20 protein-coding genes are annotated in these 19,416 nt (G+C 51.0%); all 20 read left to right on the top strand.

The features are described 5' to 3' along the window. The first annotated feature begins 235 nt into the window (after positions 1-235). Entirely contained in the window at positions 236-700 is a 465-nt protein-coding gene (locus tag M6D81_RS06885) for a hypothetical protein (RefSeq protein WP_262676103.1), read from the top strand. Positions 701-819: 119 nt separating this feature from the next. After that, positions 820-3,243 (top strand): helicase-related protein, encoded by a 2,424-nt coding sequence (locus tag M6D81_RS06880; protein WP_262676102.1) that lies wholly within the window; start codon positions 820-822, stop codon positions 3,241-3,243. A gap of 34 nt (positions 3,244-3,277) precedes the next feature. Further along, the gene (locus M6D81_RS06875) at positions 3,278-4,255 is read left to right on the top strand and encodes a ComFC family protein (protein ID WP_262676101.1); all 978 of its coding nucleotides are present in this window, start codon (positions 3,278-3,280) and stop codon (positions 4,253-4,255) included. Between the two features lie 181 nt (positions 4,256-4,436). Further along, entirely contained in the window at positions 4,437-4,853 is a 417-nt protein-coding gene (locus M6D81_RS06870; RefSeq protein ID WP_262676216.1) for a TIGR03826 family flagellar region protein, read from the top strand. Between the two features lie 110 nt (positions 4,854-4,963). Beyond that, positions 4,964-5,230, top strand: coding sequence for a flagellar biosynthesis anti-sigma factor FlgM (flgM, locus tag M6D81_RS06865; RefSeq protein WP_262676100.1), 267 nt, complete (start codon positions 4,964-4,966; stop codon positions 5,228-5,230). A 4-nt stretch (positions 5,231-5,234) separates the two neighbouring features. After that, a complete protein-coding gene (locus M6D81_RS06860) occupies positions 5,235-5,744 on the top strand; it encodes a flagellar protein FlgN (RefSeq protein ID WP_262676099.1) in 510 nt (169 codons plus the stop codon). Between the two features lie 20 nt (positions 5,745-5,764). Then, complete coding sequence (gene flgK, locus M6D81_RS06855) at positions 5,765-7,324, top strand: flagellar hook-associated protein FlgK (RefSeq protein WP_262676098.1); 1,560 nt, start codon at positions 5,765-5,767, stop codon at positions 7,322-7,324. Positions 7,325-7,349: 25 nt separating this feature from the next. Then, on the top strand, positions 7,350-8,321 hold the full coding sequence (flgL, locus tag M6D81_RS06850; protein WP_262676097.1) for a flagellar hook-associated protein FlgL: 972 nt from the start codon (positions 7,350-7,352) through the stop codon (positions 8,319-8,321). A gap of 10 nt (positions 8,322-8,331) precedes the next feature. Further along, positions 8,332-8,898: a DUF6470 family protein gene (locus tag M6D81_RS06845; RefSeq protein WP_262676096.1), complete on the top strand. Its 567-nt coding sequence runs from the start codon at positions 8,332-8,334 to the stop codon at positions 8,896-8,898. Between the two features lie 101 nt (positions 8,899-8,999). Then, a complete protein-coding gene (locus M6D81_RS06840) occupies positions 9,000-9,392 on the top strand; it encodes a flagellar assembly protein FliW (RefSeq protein WP_262676095.1) in 393 nt (130 codons plus the stop codon). A 15-nt stretch (positions 9,393-9,407) separates the two neighbouring features. After that, positions 9,408-9,632 carry a carbon storage regulator CsrA gene (gene csrA, locus M6D81_RS06835; protein ID WP_262676094.1) on the top strand — a complete coding sequence of 75 codons (225 nt, stop codon included), beginning with the start codon at positions 9,408-9,410 and terminating at the stop codon, positions 9,630-9,632. A gap of 131 nt (positions 9,633-9,763) precedes the next feature. Then, positions 9,764-11,143 (top strand): flagellin N-terminal helical domain-containing protein, encoded by a 1,380-nt coding sequence (locus M6D81_RS06830; RefSeq protein WP_262676093.1) that lies wholly within the window; start codon positions 9,764-9,766, stop codon positions 11,141-11,143. A 152-nt stretch (positions 11,144-11,295) separates the two neighbouring features. Continuing rightward, positions 11,296-11,694, top strand: a complete 399-nt coding sequence (locus M6D81_RS06825; protein ID WP_262676092.1) for a flagellar protein FlaG — start codon at positions 11,296-11,298, stop codon at positions 11,692-11,694. 33 nt (positions 11,695-11,727) lie between these two features. Further along, on the top strand, positions 11,728-13,536 hold the full coding sequence (gene fliD, locus M6D81_RS06820; RefSeq protein ID WP_262676091.1) for a flagellar filament capping protein FliD: 1,809 nt from the start codon (positions 11,728-11,730) through the stop codon (positions 13,534-13,536). 11 nt (positions 13,537-13,547) lie between these two features. Further along, positions 13,548-13,979, top strand: a complete 432-nt coding sequence (gene fliS / locus M6D81_RS06815) for a flagellar export chaperone FliS (RefSeq protein ID WP_262676090.1) — start codon at positions 13,548-13,550, stop codon at positions 13,977-13,979. Beyond that, positions 13,933-14,277 (top strand): hypothetical protein, encoded by a 345-nt coding sequence (locus M6D81_RS06810; RefSeq protein ID WP_262676089.1) that lies wholly within the window; start codon positions 13,933-13,935, stop codon positions 14,275-14,277. The genes fliS and M6D81_RS06810 overlap by 47 nt, the downstream gene beginning before the upstream one ends. A gap of 202 nt (positions 14,278-14,479) precedes the next feature. Beyond that, a complete protein-coding gene (locus M6D81_RS06805; RefSeq protein WP_213519776.1) occupies positions 14,480-14,677 on the top strand; it encodes a cold shock domain-containing protein in 198 nt (65 codons plus the stop codon). A gap of 245 nt (positions 14,678-14,922) precedes the next feature. Further along, complete coding sequence (gene hpf, locus M6D81_RS06800) at positions 14,923-15,471, top strand: ribosome hibernation-promoting factor, HPF/YfiA family (RefSeq protein ID WP_262676088.1); 549 nt, start codon at positions 14,923-14,925, stop codon at positions 15,469-15,471. A gap of 253 nt (positions 15,472-15,724) precedes the next feature. Then, positions 15,725-18,232: a preprotein translocase subunit SecA gene (secA, locus tag M6D81_RS06795; RefSeq protein WP_262676087.1), complete on the top strand. Its 2,508-nt coding sequence runs from the start codon at positions 15,725-15,727 to the stop codon at positions 18,230-18,232. A gap of 26 nt (positions 18,233-18,258) precedes the next feature. Beyond that, positions 18,259-19,372 (top strand): peptide chain release factor 2 gene (gene prfB, locus M6D81_RS06790; protein WP_262676086.1). Its coding sequence is split into 2 segments (ribosomal slippage): positions 18,259-18,330 and positions 18,332-19,372, totalling 1,113 coding nucleotides; the frame shifts between segments, so codons are not numbered across the junction. The last annotated feature ends 44 nt before the right edge of the window (positions 19,373-19,416 follow it).

The raw sequence follows: 19,416 nt of genomic DNA, 5'->3' as shown, positions 1-19,416 counted from the left end.
AAGATGAGCGACAGCGTTTAAAGCTAGATTTATCGCCCAAAAGACTTGCGATTTCTGCAAAATTTAGTTGTGGTAAAAAAATGATAACACATACCAGAAATCCGGCAAGGGTGTAAAAATGTGTGATATTGTTGAGCGATCGGGTATTTTGTCGATTCCGTATGGAAAAGCCTCCAATAGCCGTAACCGATAGGCGCGGTGAAGCATATAGTGTCACCAAGAGGAGGTGGCCGACATGTTCGAGCTTCTGCTAATGATCATTGGATGTTATGCAATGGCGGCTGTGTTGGTGCATCTGGCATTTTGGGTGGGGCGCAGGCGCCGGCAAGTCAGCAAGCAGTTCGTATTCATAGCCAATCATAATGAGAACAATATGGAATGGTATTTAAGATCTTTGAAGGGATTCTCCAGATGGATGGGCAGAGATGTCCGGCTGACGTTAATAGATCGAGGCGTATCGGATGAAACGAGGGGTATTGTGGATCGATGGAAGAGAGCGGGGCATACTGTGCATGTGCAGAGGTACGAGGCCGCTAGAGGCGATTATGCCATGCCGCACGGGAAGCGTTCACATGACGGAGAAGACAAAGCATTTCATATGATGTGGATGCTGCAGGCGGAAGGCATTGTTACGGAAGCGGATCATGCAGTTATTGTGGATTTACAAAATCCAGCAGACTTGTCTAAAATGCCATTTTAGCTTATAATTTTTGGTAATTGAATAAATGGTTGAAAATGAAGAGTGAAGCACACTCGAATACGCTGGTCTGGCACCAGTATATTCGGTGTGCTTTCTTTACGTTCTGGGGAGGGACAAGGATGAGGGCAAATGTGTATGTCGTGCTGACGAACGAAGGCTGGCAGGCTGGATTGACCATTCATTCAGGTGTTGATTATGCGTACTGGTTCGAAGATGCGTTCGGAAGAGGGGATGCTGCAGTCGCCTGGTATTGGCGGGAAGCGCTCTCATTCGGCGAAGCATGCGGATTCGCAGAGCGGTGGCGGCGGGAAGCAGAAGGGAAGAAGGGCAGCGAGGCGTGGGCGCTGGAGCGGATGGCCTGGTTCATCGACGGGGAGAAGCGATCCGGAAGCGGCAGAGAAAATAGAAGGGATCGCAGCAGAGTCCGCAAGAGCGCCACTGGCGGGATGCAAGGCAGGGCGGAACGATGGACGGGAGCGAAGTTGGGGCAGAGGGCACGAAGTCACGGGATGAGCGGGGCGGAGCGAGCGAAATTGGCGGCGCAGGCGAAGCTCGCCGCCGAGCTGTTGCAGGGGCGCGCGCTGCTTGGCAGCGAAGCGCGAGCCTTGCTCGGCGCCCACGGCCCCGCGGATGATGCAAGCTGGAGCGCAGCGATACAGCTTGCATCCCTGCAGGGGCGTGTGCGCCTGAGCGGAGCGGTCGCCGCCGATCGAGGCGGGCGGCCGGACGCGGCTGCGCGGCGCAGCCGCTGCCTGCGGTGCGGCAGCGGGGAGGCGCGCCTGCAACGCACGCATTGCGAAGCTTGCGGGCGGGAGTGCGCTTATTGCGAAGCCTGCCTGACGATGGGGCGAAGCCGTGAATGCGAGATGCTGATCGTCGGTGTCTATCAGCCGCATGTCGGGACACAGCGAGGGCCTGAGCAGCCATTGGAGCCGGCAGCGACCAGACTGAGGAGATGGGGGCTTAGTCCGGCACAGACCGCAGCAGCATCCAAGGCGTTATCCTTTGTAGAGAATAAGCCGCAAGGCGGCAAAAATAAGGAGCGAAATGCGATGAACATGAGCAAACGAGGGGTTATTTGGCGCAAGATGTGGAAGAGCGGACAACGTAATGGGGATACTTACTCATGGAACAGCGACAGAGGAGAGAATCGCAGCATTCAACAGGACGGCGATTCCCTCCAGAGGAATAAGCTTACGGGCACCAGCCGCTGGCCGGGGCTTGTCTTGGATAGCGGCGCTGCAGAGGGGGGTGCGGGTATTGCGCAAGGTATCCGCCAAGCGCTGTCACGGGGGCGGAGCCGCACTCTGCAGCCGATTATGGCCTATGAGACTGGACCGTTAGGCGGAGCGGACGACGGGCAAAGCCTCGTTCGCATTCACGCAGGGCAGCTATCCGAGGGCAATGGTGTGTACATGGGCGATTCGGTGAAAGGTGTTGGTGCGAGTGGAGATGGGACTAGGGTGCTTGAGCATAGGATGATGGAGAAGCAGCAGATCGGCGGCATTTTCAACCGGCTGCACAATAAAACCAACAGGCCGTTCCTGCTGTGGGCGGTAACGGGAGCAGGCAAGACGGAGATGATCTTCCCGCTCGTGGAATCGGTGCTGCGAAGAAACGGAAAAGTGTTAATCGCATCTCCGCGCCGCGATGTGGTCATCGAGCTGGACCCCCGAATTCGCAAAGCCTTCCCGGACGCTAGCGTGGTTACGTTATACGGAGGGAGCGGGCAGAAGTGGGAGCAGGGACAGATCACGCTGTCTACGACGCATCAGCTATTCCGCTTCCAGGAGGCGTTCGATCTGGTCATCGTCGATGAGATTGACGCATACCCTTACCACGGCGACCCTATGCTCTATTACGGAGCGGATAAATGCTGCCTGCCGGGCGCTCCCAAGCTGCTGCTCTCGGCTACGCCGCCTAAAGAGCTGCAGCGCGAAGCGAAGCGCGGGAGGCTGGAGCACGCCCGGGTGCCTGTCAGATATCACCGTCATCCGCTGCCATTGCCGAGGCTGCTGCGCAGTCCGAAGACGCAAGAGCTGCTAAGCACCGGGAAGCTTCCTGCCACACTCTTAGCCTTGCTTCGTTCATCGCTGGAGCGAGGGGCACAGATCTTCCTGTTCGTATCGCGCATCTCTCATGCAGAGCCGCTGGCCAAGCTGTTCATGAGGAAGCTGGGCACATCCCTGATCGAAGCCACTTCATCTCAGGATGCGGAGCGCGCGGAGAAGGTGAAGCGATTCCGGGCCGGCGATTGCCGGATACTGGTGACCACGACGATATTGGAGCGAGGCGTCACGATTCCGAAGAGCGACGTATTCATTCTGGATGCCGACAGCTCTCTGTTCGACGAAGCTTCACTTGTCCAGATGGCAGGCCGGGCGGGGCGTTCCGCAGACGACCCGGATGGGAAGGTTTACTTCTTCGCCAGCGAGCGCAACAGTTCGCAGCTGCAAGCGCGCAGTCATATCCGGACGATGAATACGATTGCCCGCAAGCAAGGCTTTCTTCTGCCCGGTACGAGCCGCAAGGAGAAGAGATGAGAGCGCTGCTGTCCTGTAAAGTGTCATCTTGCCCGTGGAACGGGTTGAAGAGATGATGGGCATCCCTGTGATCTCATCTGTCAGGGATTTCTCTAATCGGGCGCTGCAGTGGCTATCGCCGCAAGCGGCTTCATGCTCTGTATGCGGCGGATTGCTGCGTGGAGCTTATGTAGGAGAGGTGCCGTCATTCGCCAGAGAACTTGAACGAATGCTGTGCGGGTCTTGCTTGCAGGCCATCCCTTGGCTGAATCGAATTGCTTGCCGATATTGCGGTCGAGGCATTCCCTGCCCCGATTGCATCCAGCACGACGAGCGGTCGTTCCGCTTGAATCGAAGCGCCGTGCAATACAGTTCTGCCATGCGGGAATGGCTGGCCCGATACAAGTACCGGGGAGACGAGGCGCTGGCACCGCTGCTTGCCGCCATGCTGGAGCCTCCCTTCCATGCGATATCGCAACAAGTTATGCGACAAGCGGAGGTTTCAAGCGAGCACGATCCAGGTCGTAACAGAGAGAAGCTGCAATTTACCAATGGCACGAGCTTCAGGAGCTGCTTATTGGACAAATGTGTCACTTTAGTTCGTTTCATGAAAGGACACCATTCTAAGCGGGAGGCGTCACATCTGTGGGACGCCATCACCTATGTACCGATCAGCAGGGAGCGTGCGGAGGAGCGGGGCTTTAATCAAGCTCGTCAGTTGGCAGAGGGATTGTCGGACAGGCATGAGTTGCCTCTGTTTCATTTGCTTAGACGCACAAGGCATACGAAAAAGATGAGCTTCAAGACGCGGGCCGAACGGCTCCGCGATGCGCACACGCTATTTGCCGTCAACGAGAGGCAGATACAGCTGCTTGCAGGCAGCGGACAGAGCCCGGCACCGTCAGAGCTTCGCATTTTGCTCATCGACGATATTTATACGACAGGCAGCACGGCCTCCGCATGCGCGGCTGCTATAAAGAAGGCGTTGCCTTGCCCGGCAGACATTTATATTTTGACATGGGCGCGGTCGTAAGAGCGATAAGAGGAAAAGCGTACATCCTTCCGATAAGAGATCGTATTTCATCGAATACGGTCTTTTCGTGCTGGGAAATGATGAAAGTTTGTTGAATGCGATTGAATAGTAATGAAAATACAGGGAAATTCCGTTAAACTATATATAAAGGTTTCGTTGAGCAAAGGGGAGAACCGATATGATGAACCTGGATAATTGTCCGCGGTGCGGCAAGCTATTCGCTAAAAATTTCAGAGACGTATGCCCGGTGTGCATGCGGGACATCGATAAAGAGTACGAAAAATGCGCAACTTATCTGAGGGAAAATAAAGGTGCGATGATTACGGAGCTGTCGGATCAGACGGGCGTATCGATCAGACAGATTACGAAGTTCATCCGTGAAGGGCGAATCTCGATGATGGATGCTCCCAACCTATCTTATCCGTGCGAGTCGTGCGGCGTATTGATTCGAGAGAACCACTTATGCGACGCTTGCCGCAAGCGGCTGACGAAGGATACCCGGCGCATGCTGGACGATGAGAAATCGAGGAAAGAGACGGAGGCAGCGAATGCTGCAGAGATATATAAAGGACTTGACCGCTATAAGAAATTAGAATAACCATTCATTTGCACTTGCATCGCTATAAAATATGACTTGACTGGAGCCGATAATACTTGTAAAGGTAATCGGCTCTTTTTTTAGTTCTTGCAAATAACGAGGTGGAGAAAGTGAAAATTAACGATATAAAACGGATAGGCGGCATCAATCCCTATCAGAAGCAAAATGAATGGCGCACGGAAGGGACGAGCAAGGCTCGCCGCAAGGATCAGGTGCAAATCTCTCCGGCGGCAAAAGAGATGCTGTCTACGAGCAAAATGACCAGCGCTGAGCGTGCGGAACGCGTCCATGAATTGAAGCAATCCGTGACATCTGGCACTTATCATGTGGAATCGGGCAAAATTGCGGAGAAGCTGCTGCCCTACCTAAAGGAGTAAGCGGATGAATGAGCATATCAGGCAAATTCTAATTATTCTCCAAGAGCTTACAGACGAGCATAAGCAACTTGTGGAATACGGGAAAGCCAAGACAGAGGCGATCAGGAACAACAACATTGATGGAATCGCATATATTTCGAATAAAGAGAAGAAGTCTCTCGATCACATCGTGGAGCTGGAGCAGAGCCGTGCTTATCTGGTGGGCAAGTATATGCTTTCCCAGAAGATGGTTAATCGCCAACAACGCACTTATAAAATGGAACAACTCATCCAAGTTGTATTTCATCCGGAAGAGAAGCTCCAGCTTCAACGCATGTGGAAGGAGCTTGGCGCAGCAGTGACAGAGCTTCAAGATCTGAACGAGTTCAATCAGCAGCTGGTGAAGATGACGCTAGAGTATCTGCATTTCAGTCAGGATCTGTTGCTGGGCCCTGAGGATGACGATTACACCTATCATCGTGCCGTTCAAGGGATGGTCAACAATCGGAGCGGACGTTTCAATATCAAGATGTAAGCAGAGAGGAGTTTTAACAGATGCCATCGACATTTCATGGACTCGAGACGGCGCGCAGAAGTCTGTTCGCCACACAGTCCGCGCTGAATACAACAGGACACAATATCGCGAATGCGAATACAGTTGGTTATTCCCGACAAGTCGTCAATTTGAGCGCGTCAAGACCGATGGAAGCACTAGGTTATACGAAGTCGGTTGCTGCCGGACAATTGGGGACCGGTGTGGAAGTGACATCCATTACCCGAATACGCGAGAGATTTCTGGACAATCAGTTTCGCAACGAGTACAAATCACATGGCAACTTTACGGTTCAATTGGATACACTGTCGAAGCTGGAGGGAATTGTGAACGAGCCGAGCGATACAGGCCTTAGAACGGTCATCGCGAACTTCTGGAATTCCTGGTCGGATCTGAGTAAAAACCCGGAGAATGCGGACGGCCGCAAAGTCGTTATGGAGCAGACGATGGCGATGGTGGATGCGTTCAATTATACGGCCAAGCAGCTGAGCGATCTGAAAGCAGACTTGACGGAGAATGTGCAAATTAACTTGGATACGGTCAACTCCCTGGCGAGCAGCATTCATCAGCTTAATTCGGAGATTACCAGAATCGAAGGACTGGGCGACAACGCGAACGATCTGCGAGACCAGCGGGACTTGCTTGCGGACGAGCTGTCGGGTCTGGTGAATATCCGGGTAGAAGAAGGGCAGGACGGCTATAACATTTCTATGGGCAGCGTGCAATTGGTGCCTGCAGTCGCAGGCGCGGAATTGGACATGGCCGCCATCGAAAGTGCTTTTGCATCCGGCGATCTGAACAGCGGAGAGATCTACGGTACCATTCATTCCCGTGACCACTTTGTCCAGGGGTATATGAACGAGCTGGATAATCTGGTGCAGACGATGGCTTACGGTGAGTTCGAAATTACGCTTCCTGCGGGCTCGGTTCTGCCGGAAGGAACGGTATTGGAAGGAGTGACGTATTCAGGCGCCAACCGCACATTAGCCGAGGATACAATCGTGAAGGTGCAAGGCTTGAATGGTCTTCACCAGCTGGGCTATAACCTGTCAGGCGAGAAGGGTGAGCCGTTCTTCACAACTGCCGCCGGCGCGGTGGGAGGAATTACTGCAGCCAACATTACTTTGAATCCGAATATTGCCGCGAACTCCAACCTGATTGCCACGTCAATGCGCGTAATGATGAACCCGGATGGTACGGAGACGGTCGTGAAAGGCAATAACGGGCTGGCTGTATTGTTCTCTCAAATGCGGGATGTTCGCTTTGATTTCGATCAGTCGGCTACAGGAGAAAATAAAAATACGGTAGACGCTTACTTCCGATCCGTCGTTGGCCAGCTTGGGGTGCAGGCTGCCGAAGCGACCCGCATGCAGAAAAACCAGCATATTATTGTCGAGCAAGTCGATTCCCGCAGACAATCCGTCAGCGGCGTATCGCTGGATGAAGAGATGTCCAATCTGATTAAATTCCAGCATGCCTATAACGCTGCAGCCCGGAATATGACGATGATCGACGAGGTGTTGGAACGGGTTATCAATGGAATGGGCCGCGTAGGTCTCTAAATTAATTAACCGGAGGGATTAGACTATGTCACTACGCGTTACACAAACCATGATGAACACGCAGATGCTGCGTAACATATCGAATAACCTGGGACGCATGAACAATCTGCAAAATCAGCTCTCTACTGGCATGAAGATTAATAAGCCTTCCGATGATCCGGTCGGCATTACGTTCGCACTGCGCTATCGCAGCGAGCTGGATGCGAACGATCAATACACGAAAAATGTAAGTGCCTCGTTGTCGGTGATGGAATATACAGATACGACGATTGGACAAGCCGGAGATATTATGCAGCGCTTCAGGGAGTTAATGGTGAAAGGCGCTAACGGTGCGTTGGAGGAGACGAGCCTTGAAGCGATTCAAACGGAAGTGTCGCAGCTATACAATCAGATGGTCGAAATCGGTAATAGTCAGTTTAACGGCAAGCAAGTGTTCAATGGAGAATTGACGGAAGAAAAGCCTTATCCGGCATTGGAGCTGGGAGCTGCGGCAGATCCCAATGCGAATCCGCCAGTTCTGAAAGCCTATCATGTTAGTACGGATACTGGCACTATCAAGTATGAATTGTCCGCGGGTATGAAGATGGGTGTCAGCATAACGGGCAATGAAGTGTTCGGAGAAGCGCTGCCCCCGAATGCAACGCAAGCGGACATTGAAGCAAGCGACAATGTATTTGTGTTAATGCAACGAGCACATGATATGCTGGCTTCCGGAGATCAAGAAGGGCTATCTGACCTGATCGGTCAGGTCGATACGCGTATGAACACAATGCTGACGAAGCGGGCAGAGGTTGGGGCGCGAGTCAACCGTCTCGAAATCGTTCAAAATCGATTAGATGATATCGATGTGAACTTGCAAACCGTTCAATCCAAAACCGAAGATGCGGATATTGCGGAGGTTATCACTCATCTGAAGATGGAAGAGAATGTATACCAGGCTTCACTTTCTGTGGGAGCCAAGCTCATCCGTCCTAGCTTGGTGGATTTCCTGAGATAAGGAGGTAGCGATGAATATACCTCATATCCAGATTCGGACGCAGCATGCGGCCTTATCCATTGATGCCGATATCGGTAAGCAGCATCTGGAGCAACCGAGGCCGACTGTGCACATGGAGCAGCCAAGGGCAGAACAAAGCATTCGGACGGCAGCCGGTCGGTTGGAAATTAATCAGGACAGAGTATGGGATGCTCTCGCTTTAGGCAATAATTTGGAGACGATGCACAAAATATACTCCATGGCTTCCGACATTGCCCTGCAGGGACTAGCGAGAATTGTGGAGAAAGGCAACCAGATGGCTGCCATTCATCTCGGCGGCAATCCGATTGCGGAAAGCGCTAGTGAGTGGCAGCGAACGTTTCCAGAGTTCGATTTTCGTGGAGAGGCTTCCTTCGATAATATCGATTTTCACTATACGCCTGCGGAAGTTTCTATTGAGACGACTCCCGGCAAGGTGAACATGGACGTTCAGGTGAACCCTCCTGTTCATCGCTATGAGCGAGGGAAGCTGGATATTTATATGAGCCAGTATCCCAGGGTAGACATTACACCGCCACAGATCGATCAAATGATATAATAGGTTTAGCATAATGATAACTATAGATGATTGCGTATGACGCAAGAGGTCTATAGTTATTATTATTATAGATGGAATACTTAACTTGAGGGGGATACAACGTGAACACAGGGCAAACTATGTATCGCTTTGAACACGGCATACCGGGATTCGAGCATATTCAACAATACACTTTCGAGAAGCTGGAAAATGATCTCCCTATGATGCTAATGCGTGCGGTTGGGGATGAAGAAGTATCCCTGTTGGTAGCCAGTCCGTTTTTATTTTATCCCGAATATGAATGGGAGCTGTCAGCTTCCGTGAAAGAAGAGCTGGCTATTGAAGGGGAAGCGGATGTGGAGGTATGGTCGGTCATTTCCGTGACGCAGGAGCTGGCGAACTCCACCATTAACCTGCTCGCTCCGCTCGTAATAAATACAAGAACTGGCGCAGGCAAGCAGCTTATACTCCACGATCATGCTTACAGCTCCAAAGCGCCGCTCTACCGCAAATAAGGAGGGAGGAAGGACATGCTTGTACTATCGCGTAAATCGAACGAGTCTATCATGATCGGCCCAAATATTGAAGTAGTTGTCATTGGGATGGAAGGCGACAATGTAAAGCTTGGCATCCGCGCTCCGAAGGACGTTCAAATCTATCGCCAAGAGGTGTATAAGACGATTCAAGAAGAGAATCGAGCGGCGGCGCAAGGGGTTCGAAGTATTGAAGATCTTTCACAGCTCTTTAACAAATAAATTTCCTACCAACTATAAACAAACTTGATTTTCTTCCGATAAATATATTAGCACGGTAATAGTGCGGCCGAATTATTACCGTTAGCTACCGCAAGGACGCGGGACTACATATTTCAGGGAGGAAATTTTTTATGATTATTAACCACAATATTGCGGCTTTGAACACTCATCGTCAACTGACTAGCAACAACGTTGGTGCAAGCAAATCTTTGGAGAAGCTGTCTTCTGGTCTTCGCATTAATCGCGCTGGCGACGATGCTGCAGGCTTGGCAATCTCCGAAAAAATGCGCGGTCAGATTCGCGGTCTGGAAATGGCTTCGAAAAACTCGCAGGACGGTATCTCCTTGATCCAAACTGCTGAGGGCGCGCTGAACGAAACGCACAGCATCCTGCAACGTATGCGTGAGCTGGCTGTTCAAGCTTCTAACGATACAAACACTGCTGATGACCGTAACGAGCTGCAAAAAGAGATTCGTCAGCTGAAAGAAGAAGTTGACCGTATCTCCAACACGACTGAGTTCAATACGAAAAAGCTGTTGAATGGTAACGTTGCTAACACTGGAACTGTTACTGGTACAAATTCAGCTAACATTGATAGTGCCGAGGTGCTGAATTCATCTCTGGCTAGCGGTAATTATCAAATCATTATTACAAATACAGGAACTGCCGCAACCGCTAATGGCGTAGATGCTGGAACTGGACTTTCTACTACTTCGGTTACACTCGGAACTGCTGCAGATGCGAAATATGGATCCTATCAACTTAAAATTGAAGATGATGCAGAAAACGTAGGTAAGAAGGTAATTACTCTTATCGATACGGTGTCTGGCGAGGAAGTGGCATCTCAAAACAATGTCCTTGCTGGTGCTGGTGGTGGAAACCATGAGCTCGCGGGTATCGACATTGATGCGACTGCGATTTCAGGCAATGGTACTTTCTCCTTTACCCTTGAAAATGACCATGACATCGAATTGCAAGATGCTACTGGAAACACTCTATCTACAGTCTCCCTTACTGGCTATAACAAATCCGAAATCGAAATTGGCGGCTTGAAATTCTCCTTCAATGCAGATTTAGCGGATGCTGCCGCTGCGGATACGAATGTTACCGTTGTTAACAACTCTTTGAATATGCAAATCGGTGCCAACGAAGGACAATCCATGGGTATTTCCATTGGAGATATGTCTGCTAAAGCATTAGGCATCGATGGAGTGGATGTATCCTCTGTGGCTTCTGCTCAAAGTGCAATTACTACAGTTGACGATGCTCTGAAGCAAGTGTCCGGCGAGCGTTCCAAGCTGGGTGCTTACCAAAATCGTCTGGAGCACACAATCAACAACCTGGGTACTTCCGCTGAGAACTTGACAGCTGCCGAGTCCCGTATCCGCGATGTGGATATGGCGAAAGAGATGATGAACTTCACGAAGAACAACATTCTTACTCAAGCTTCTCAAGCTATGCTTGCTCAAGCGAACCAACAGCCACAAGGCGTTCTGCAACTGCTTCGTTAATACACAATAAACTTACGAAAACCTCTTGTCTTCTGGACAAGAGGTTTTTTGCGTTTGTATTCTCATACGGAATTAAGCATTTTCCTCTAATTATATCGGTGAAGATAACCGATATATTAGGTAACAAATGACATGTGGAGGAATGATTTGCGATGAACGTGAATTCATCCGTTACGGGAGCGGGGAGTGTAGACCGCAGCGCACTTGCCAAGATTCCTGTAGATGCTTCGATCTCCCAATCTCAATCATCGACGACTACTATTTCGAGCATAACAAATCTGAACGATCTCAAATCGGCAGAGATGCGTGGAGAGCAAATTACGATTAGCGACGAGCAATTAGTAAAGGCAATCGAGCAAGCGATTAAAGCGATGCAAGGGAAGGCTACAAACCTTGAATTCTCCGTACATGAGAAAACAAAGCAAATCGCAGTGAAGGTACTGGATAGTGAATCAGGAGAAGTTATTCGGGAAATTCCTCCTGAAAAGATATTGGATTTCGTAGCGAAGTTATGGGAAATGGCCGGCATTATTATTGACGAAAAGCGCTAATACGACATTGAATTAGAGGAGTGTGAGGATATCGTGCGTATCGGAGGATTGGCTTCGGGAATCGATACAGATTCGATTATTAAAGACTTGATGGCGGCACAACGTATTCCGCTAAATAAGTTGAATCAGAAAAAGCAGCTGCTAGAGTGGAAGCGTGATGATTATCGTGCTTTAAATAACAAAATACTGGAATTTCGCAATCTAGCTTTCGATATGAAGCTTCAGGGTGGATACTTATCAAAAAAAGCTTCGATTTCACAAGAAAGCATCGTATCGGTTGCTGCAACATCATCAGCAAATGAAGGCCAATATACGATTAAAATCAATGAGTTGGCTAAGACGGCTTCGTTGACTTCCGGAGATTTGGCAGGAGCTGCAGGAGGCTCCAAAACTCTGGATAGCCTTGGATTAAGCAGCGACACCCAAATAACGATTACGGGCAGTAAAGGTTCCAAGACGATCAATATTAAACAAGCGGATTCAATTGACACTCTTGTGGCCACCATTAACGCGGAATCCACTTCAACAGGCGTCAAGGTAAATTACGATGCTAATATGGATCGCATGTTCTTCACATCTGCGGAATCAGGTGAGTCCTCGCAAATCAGATTGGAGCTGGGCAACGGGGATAACATCGGGAGTATGCTTGGCATCTCATCCAATGCAGAAGTGAGCGAAGGGTCCGTCAGCTTTGCTTCCAAAAACACCATCATCGACAATACTTTAGGCGGCACAGAAACATTAACGATTGGCTATGACGGACAGTCTTATTCATTCGATATAACGGCAACGACAAAAATCGGCGAGCTGGTAGACCAAATCAATGCGGAGATGAGAGGCTCGGGAGTTACCGTCAGTCTAAATGACAGTGGAGAGTTATCCTTTCACAATGACGATAGCGGGAAGGCGATCGGTTTCTCTGAAAGCGCGGGCAGCGGATTGATCAATACACTGGGTGTGAACGCTCTTGCGGTGAACACGTCAGCTATTGTGGCGAAGGGCTCTGATGCGGTTGTTGAGTTCAACGGTATTGAAGCCAGATACGATTCCAATACATTTTCCATTGCAGGCATGAATTTCACGGCTAAGCAAGTGAGCGATACGGTTGTCGACATCGGTGTCACGCAAGATGTGGATGCGGTGTTTGATCGGATTAAGAGTTTTGTTGAGAAATACAATACATTACTTGATGATGTGAATAAAGAACTGCTTGAGAAGCGTCATCGCGATTTCAAGCCCCTTACTGCCGAAGAGCGCGAAGCGATGAGCGAGGATGAAATAAAAATATGGGAGGAGAAAGCGAGAAGCGGCATGCTTAGAAATGACGGCATGTTGTCAAATGGCATAAGCTCGATGCGTTTTGCACTGACTAATTCGGTTGCTGATCTTCCTGTAGGACAAATAAAGAGCTTGTCGGAGATTGGCATATCAAATGCCAACATTGCTGGTAAATCCATTAGCGGCAGTTATTCTGACCGAGGCAAGTTATATATTGACGAAACGAAGCTGAAGAAGGCGCTGACGGAGAAGCCGGAGGAGGTTATGGCGCTATTCACTCAGAATGGCGACACCGAGGGGACAGACGGCATAGCGACAAGGTTGTATGATCAAGCTTCACAGCTTTTTGAACAAATTACTGAAAAAGCAGGAACAACCACTACACATGAAGAAAAATATTTAATGGGGAAAGAAAACAAAGATATAAATGAAAGAATCGATCGCTTGAAACTGCGAATGATCGATCTTGAAGATCGTTACTATAAGCAGTTCACGGCGATGGAGAAATATATTAATCAAATGAACTCTCAAAGCGCATGGCTAGCACAGCAATTTAGCTCATAGGAGGTTACAGCATGCAATTGCAACAGCGCAATAAATACTTGGAGACGACCGTTCAGACCGCTTCGCCGGCTCAATTGCTTATTATGCTCTATGACGGAGCCATTCGATTCTGTCGACAGGGCATTGAAGCGATTGAACAGCAACGTCCTTCGGACGCCAATACCTATCTGCTGAAAACGCAAGATATCATTAGCGAGTTCATCATTACGCTGGATCGTTCCAACCCTATGTCGGAGCAACTGCTTAGTCTCTATGAATATTTCAATCAGCGTCTGGTAGAAGCCAATACGAAGAAGTCGGCAGAGCCTGCGCGGGAAGTGCTCCAACATCTTATTGAGCTGAAGGAAACTTGGATGCAAGCGGCAAAACAAACCAATGCGCAGGCGGGTCATGCAAATGGAAATGGAAGCAGTCCTAAAGCATATCAATCAACTGTCGTCTAATCTGATCGGGCAGCTGGAGCAATGCGACCTGGAATCGATCGAGCAATATATGGAGCAGCGCGATGAGCTTTTCACCCAATTGCAGAAGCATGAAGGTATTCCCGCTCAGAACGAGGCGATGAAGCTTCTCGCCGCCCAGATTCAGAAGCAGGATGCGCTCATCGTCCAGCGGATGATTCGGCTGCGCGATGAAGCCAATCGCGAGATGGTCAAGCTGAATCAGGGCAAGCAGACGAAGTCGGCTTATGAAGCGGCTCCCTATGGAGACGATAGTTTCTTCTTTGACACGAAGCGATAATGGTAGAGTATGGAGCTGTCTGAGACCGTCAACCGGTCCTTGGACAGCTCTCTTTGTATTGGGGCTTATCCCTTGTTCCTACGGGGATGAATTCGCTTTCAAGAAATTGTTTGACAATTCCATAATTGCGGTGGTATAGTCAAATTGTGGGCCGGACCTAATGAGGTCACACAGTATTTGAAGATGAAGGGAATGTTTGCACATGCAAGGTAAAGTGAAATGGTTTAACGCAGAGAAAGGCTATGGATTTATCGAGACTGAGCAAGGCGGCGACGTATTTGTTCACTTCTCCGCGATCCAAACGGAAGGCTTCAAGACGCTGGAAGAAGGCCAAGCGGTTGAATTCGACATCGTTGAAGGCGCACGCGGTCCACAAGCTGCAAACGTAGTCAAACTGTAATCATCCGGCTTTCATTAGCCACCTTATAGATGATTTGATTGACAGTGCCTAACACACACAGACCCCGGGTTTCCGGGGTTTTTTCTATATCCTGATAAGTCGCTGTCGCAGAAGACGGGACCACTTTTGACAAGGACGTGAACAGTCGAAAAAATATTATCTGAAAATTCCAAATAAACAAAAATCAATTTTGAATTGGGCTTCTGCATATGCTATAATAAGGACAAGTAAAGGAGGAATGCCCCATGAATTGCAACATTCGAGGCCAACGCTTCCAAGTGACTGAAGCACTGAGAGATTACGTCGAGAAGAAGCTTAGCAGATTGGAGAAGTATTTCGAAACTCCGATAACCTCCGATATTAATGTTACTCTATCCGTAACGAAGGGACAGCATACGGTAGAGGTTACGATCCCGCTTGTCGGCGTTATGCTCAGAGCCGAAGAGAGAAGCGAGGATATGTACGCATCCATCGATCTGGTGGTGGATAAGCTGGAACGTCAGATTCGCAAGCATAAGACGAAGGTGAACCGCAAGTTCAAGGGCGGCAGCGGCGTGAAGGCCCTGTTCCGCGAGGAAGGCTCGGCTGCAGTAAGCGTAGCTGAGGAAGAAGACGAGCTGGAACTGGTTCGCACGAAGCGATTTACCCTGAAGCCCATGGATGTGGAAGAAGCGATCCTGCAGATGAATATGATTGGACATAATTTCTTCGTATTCGCCAACGCTGACAGCAAGGAAGTGAACGTTGTCTACAAGCGGAACGACGGCAAGTACGGATTGATCGAGCAAGGCTAAGGCATTATAGCTGGAAATACATGAACAGCACTAATCATACATGAAGCTAACAACAGCCCGTCTCATTCCGAGGCGGGCTTTCTTACATTATTAGAATTGAAAAGTTCCGGGGTCCCCGCAAAGTACCCCAGTAAGCTTCGAAGTAAAGCCTCACTTTGTGGGGTTATTTCACGCCTCCCTGCCGCATTGCGGGGGATTGAACAAACTGTTACAATTTAATAATAAAAAGACCTACTACCGAAAGGGGAAAACCATGCTCGGACTGGTGAAGAAGATATTCGGAGACGCGAATGAGCGCGAAGTGAAGCGGATCATGCGCACGGTTGAAGAAATAAACGGCATGGAGTCCAAGTTCGCCGCATTATCGGATGACGAGCTTCGTGCGAAGACGGAGGAATTCAAAGCGCGCATTCAGAAGGGCGAGGAGCCGACGGCACTGCTGCCGGAAGCCTATGCGACCGTACGGGAAGCGTCGAAGCGGACGCTGGGCATGCGCCACTTCGACGTGCAGTTGCTGGGCGGCATGGTGCTGCACGAAGGCAAGATCGCAGAGATGAAGACAGGTGAAGGTAAGACGCTCGTGGCGACATTGCCTGTCTACTTGAACGCACTGACGGGCAGAGGCGTTCACGTTGTTACGGTGAACAACTATCTGGCGGAGCGCGATAGCGAGATTATGGGCAAGCTTTATAACTTCCTGGGCATGACTGTCGGCTGTAACCTGCACGGCTTGTCTCATGCGGAGAAGCAAGAAGCTTATGCTTGCGACATTACGTACGGAACGAACAATGAGTTCGGATTTGACTACTTGCGCGACAATATGGTGCTGTACAAGGAGCAGATGGTGCAACGTCCGCTCCACTTCGCCATTATCGATGAAGTGGACTCCATCCTGATCGACGAGGCGCGGACTCCGCTGATCATATCCGGACAAGCCGCGAAGTCTACGGAGCTGTATCATGCGGCTGACCGCTTCGTCGTCCGACTGAAGGAAGACGAAGACTATACGGTTGATATCAAGCTCCGCAACGTACTGCTGACGGAGGACGGCGTGGAGAAGGCTGAGCGCGCCTTCGGCATTGAGAACTTGTTCGATCATGCCAATGTGACGATCAACCATCATATTCAACAGGCGTTGAAGGCGCATGTCATTATGAAGCGCGACGTAGACTATGTGGTGCAAGAAGAGGAAGTTGTCATCGTCGACGAATTCACGGGACGTCTCATGTCAGGCCGCCGCTACAGCGACGGACTGCATCAGGCGATCGAAGCGAAGGAGCAGCTGAAGGTTCAGAATGAGAGCATGACGCTGGCGACGATTACGTTCCAGAACTACTTCCGGATGTACCGCAAGCTGGCCGGTATGACAGGTACGGCGAAGACGGAGGAAGAAGAGTTCCGCCGCATCTACGGGCTGGATGTTATCCAGGTGCCGACGAACCGCTCGATGATCCGGAAGGACATGCCGGATGTCGTCTACAAGACGGAAGACGGCAAGTTCAAAGCCGTTGTGGAGGAGATCGTGGAGCGCCACGGCAACAATCAGCCGGTGCTGGTCGGTACGATCTCCATCGAGAATTCGGAGAAGCTGTCGGCGATGCTGAAGCGCAGAGGCGTGCAGCATAAAGTGCTGAACGCCAAGTTCCATGCGGAAGAAGCGGAGATTATCTCCCGAGCGGGACAAGCCAGCTCGGTGACGATTGCGACGAATATGGCTGGACGCGGTACGGATATTTTGCTGGGTGAATCTGTAGCAGAGCTGGGCGGTCTGCATATTATTGGTACAGAGCGCCATGAGAGCCGCCGGATCGACAATCAGCTGCGCGGTCGTGCCGGTCGTCAAGGCGACCCTGGTTCCTCGCAGTTCTACCTGTCGCTGCAGGATGAGCTGATGCGCCGCTTCGGCGCGGAGAACATTATGGCAATGATGGACCGTCTCGGTCTGGAGGAAGATCAGCCGATCGAGAGCAAGATGATTACACGCGCGATCGAATCCGCCCAGAAGCGGGTGGAGGGCAACAACTTCGATACGCGGAAAGTCGTCCTGCAATATGACGATGTGATGAATCAGCAGCGCGAGGTTATCTATAAGCAGCGCCGCGACATTCTGGAGTCGGCCGACATTCGCGGCGAAGTCATGAACATGATCAAGCCGGTCATCGAGCGTACGGTGGAGGCGCATTGCTCCGAGGACATTCCGGAGGAGTGGGATCTGGAGGCTATCGTGGAGTACGTACAATCTTCTCTTCTGGAGGAAGGCGCACTGTCGAAGGACGATCTGTGGGGCAAGGAGAAGGAAGAGATCGTCACATTCATCTATGACAAAGTGGTGGCGTACTACGACCAGCGCGAAGAAGAGATGGGACAGGAGACGATGCGCGAGTTCGAGAAGGTCGTTGTGCTGCGCGCGGTAGACAGCAAGTGGATGGATCATATCGATGCGATGGACCAGCTGCGTCAAGGCATCCATCTTCGCGCTTACGGCGGTACCGATCCGCTTCGCGAATACCAGTTCGAAGGCTTCGAGATGTTCCAGGCGATGATCGAGACGATACAGGAAGAAGTGTCGAAGTATATCATGAAGGCACGCGTCGAGAGCAACCTGCAGCGTCAGGAGGTCGTGAAGGGGCAGACGACGTCCACGAGCGGCGGCGGAGAATCGCAGGAGAAGCGTCCGGTTCGCCGGGAGGAGCGCGTAGGCCGCAACGATCCGTGTCCGTGCGGAAGCGGCAAGAAATACAAGCAATGTCACGGCAAGTAATAATGGGGTAAGGTGAGGCGAAAGCTATGATCGATATTACGGTGAAGCAAGACCTTCGCGAGATGGCGAAGCGACTCCAGGAACTTAGGGGGTCTCTTTGACTTAGATCTGAAGCAAGAGATGATTGCGAACTTCGAAGAGAAGATGTCGGCTCCCGACTTCTGGGATGATAACGAGCGTGCGCAAGGTGTCATTGCGGAGCTTAATGCCGTTAAATCCGTGGTGGAGCAGTATGAGCGACTGAACAACGATCAGGAAGAGCTGGCCATGATTCTGGAGCTGGCGGAAGAGGAAGGCGATGAGGCGATGGCGGCCGAGCTTGCGGAAGGCGTAGCGGCTCTGCGGGCCAAGATCGAGGATTTCGAGCTGCAGCTGCTGCTCAATCAGCCGTATGACCGGCTGAATGCCATCCTGGAGCTGCACCCCGGAGCGGGCGGCACGGAGTCGCAGGACTGGGGCTTGATGCTGTACCGCATGTATACGCGCTGGGCGGAGAAGCGCGGCTTCAAGGTCGAACTGCTGGATTATCTGCCTGGCGATGAGGCGGGCATCAAGAGCGTCTCCATGCTGATCAAGGGCTATAATGCTTATGGCTACTTGAAGGCGGAGAAAGGGGTGCACCGTCTGGTGCGTATCTCCCCATTCGATTCCGCTGGCCGCAGGCATACCTCCTTCGCATCCTGCGATGTCGTGCCGGAGATCGACGATTCCATCGAGATCGACATTCGCTCGGAGGATTTGAAGGTGGATACGTACCGTGCCAGCGGCGCGGGCGGCCAGCACGTCAACAAGACGGAGTCGGCGATCCGGATTACGCATATCCCATCAGGCATTATTGTAGCCTGCCAGCAGGAGCGGTCCCAGATCGCGAACCGCGATCGGGCGATGAAGATGCTTCGTTCCAAGCTGTATGAGCGCAAGATCGAGGAGCAGATGAAGGAGCTGGCGGAGATTCGCGGCGAACAGTCCGAGATCGCATGGGGAAGCCAGATCCGCTCTTATGTGTTCCATCCTTACAGCATGGTGAAGGATCACCGGACTTCGGTGGAGACGGGCAACGTGGGGGCAGTTATGGACGGCGATCTGGATATGTTCATCGACGGCTATCTGCGCCATCAGGTCGCCAAGCCATCGGAATAAACGGAATCAGGGCAAGGTATGGAATATTCGGGGTTGCAGCCCCG

Origin of the sequence: Paenibacillus sp. J5C2022, assembly GCF_025567625.1 — a bacterium.
Classification (GTDB): domain Bacteria; phylum Bacillota; class Bacilli; order Paenibacillales; family Paenibacillaceae; genus Pristimantibacillus.
Note: the sequence above shows the minus strand (reverse complement) of the source record. Positions and strands in the feature narration are given on the sequence as shown.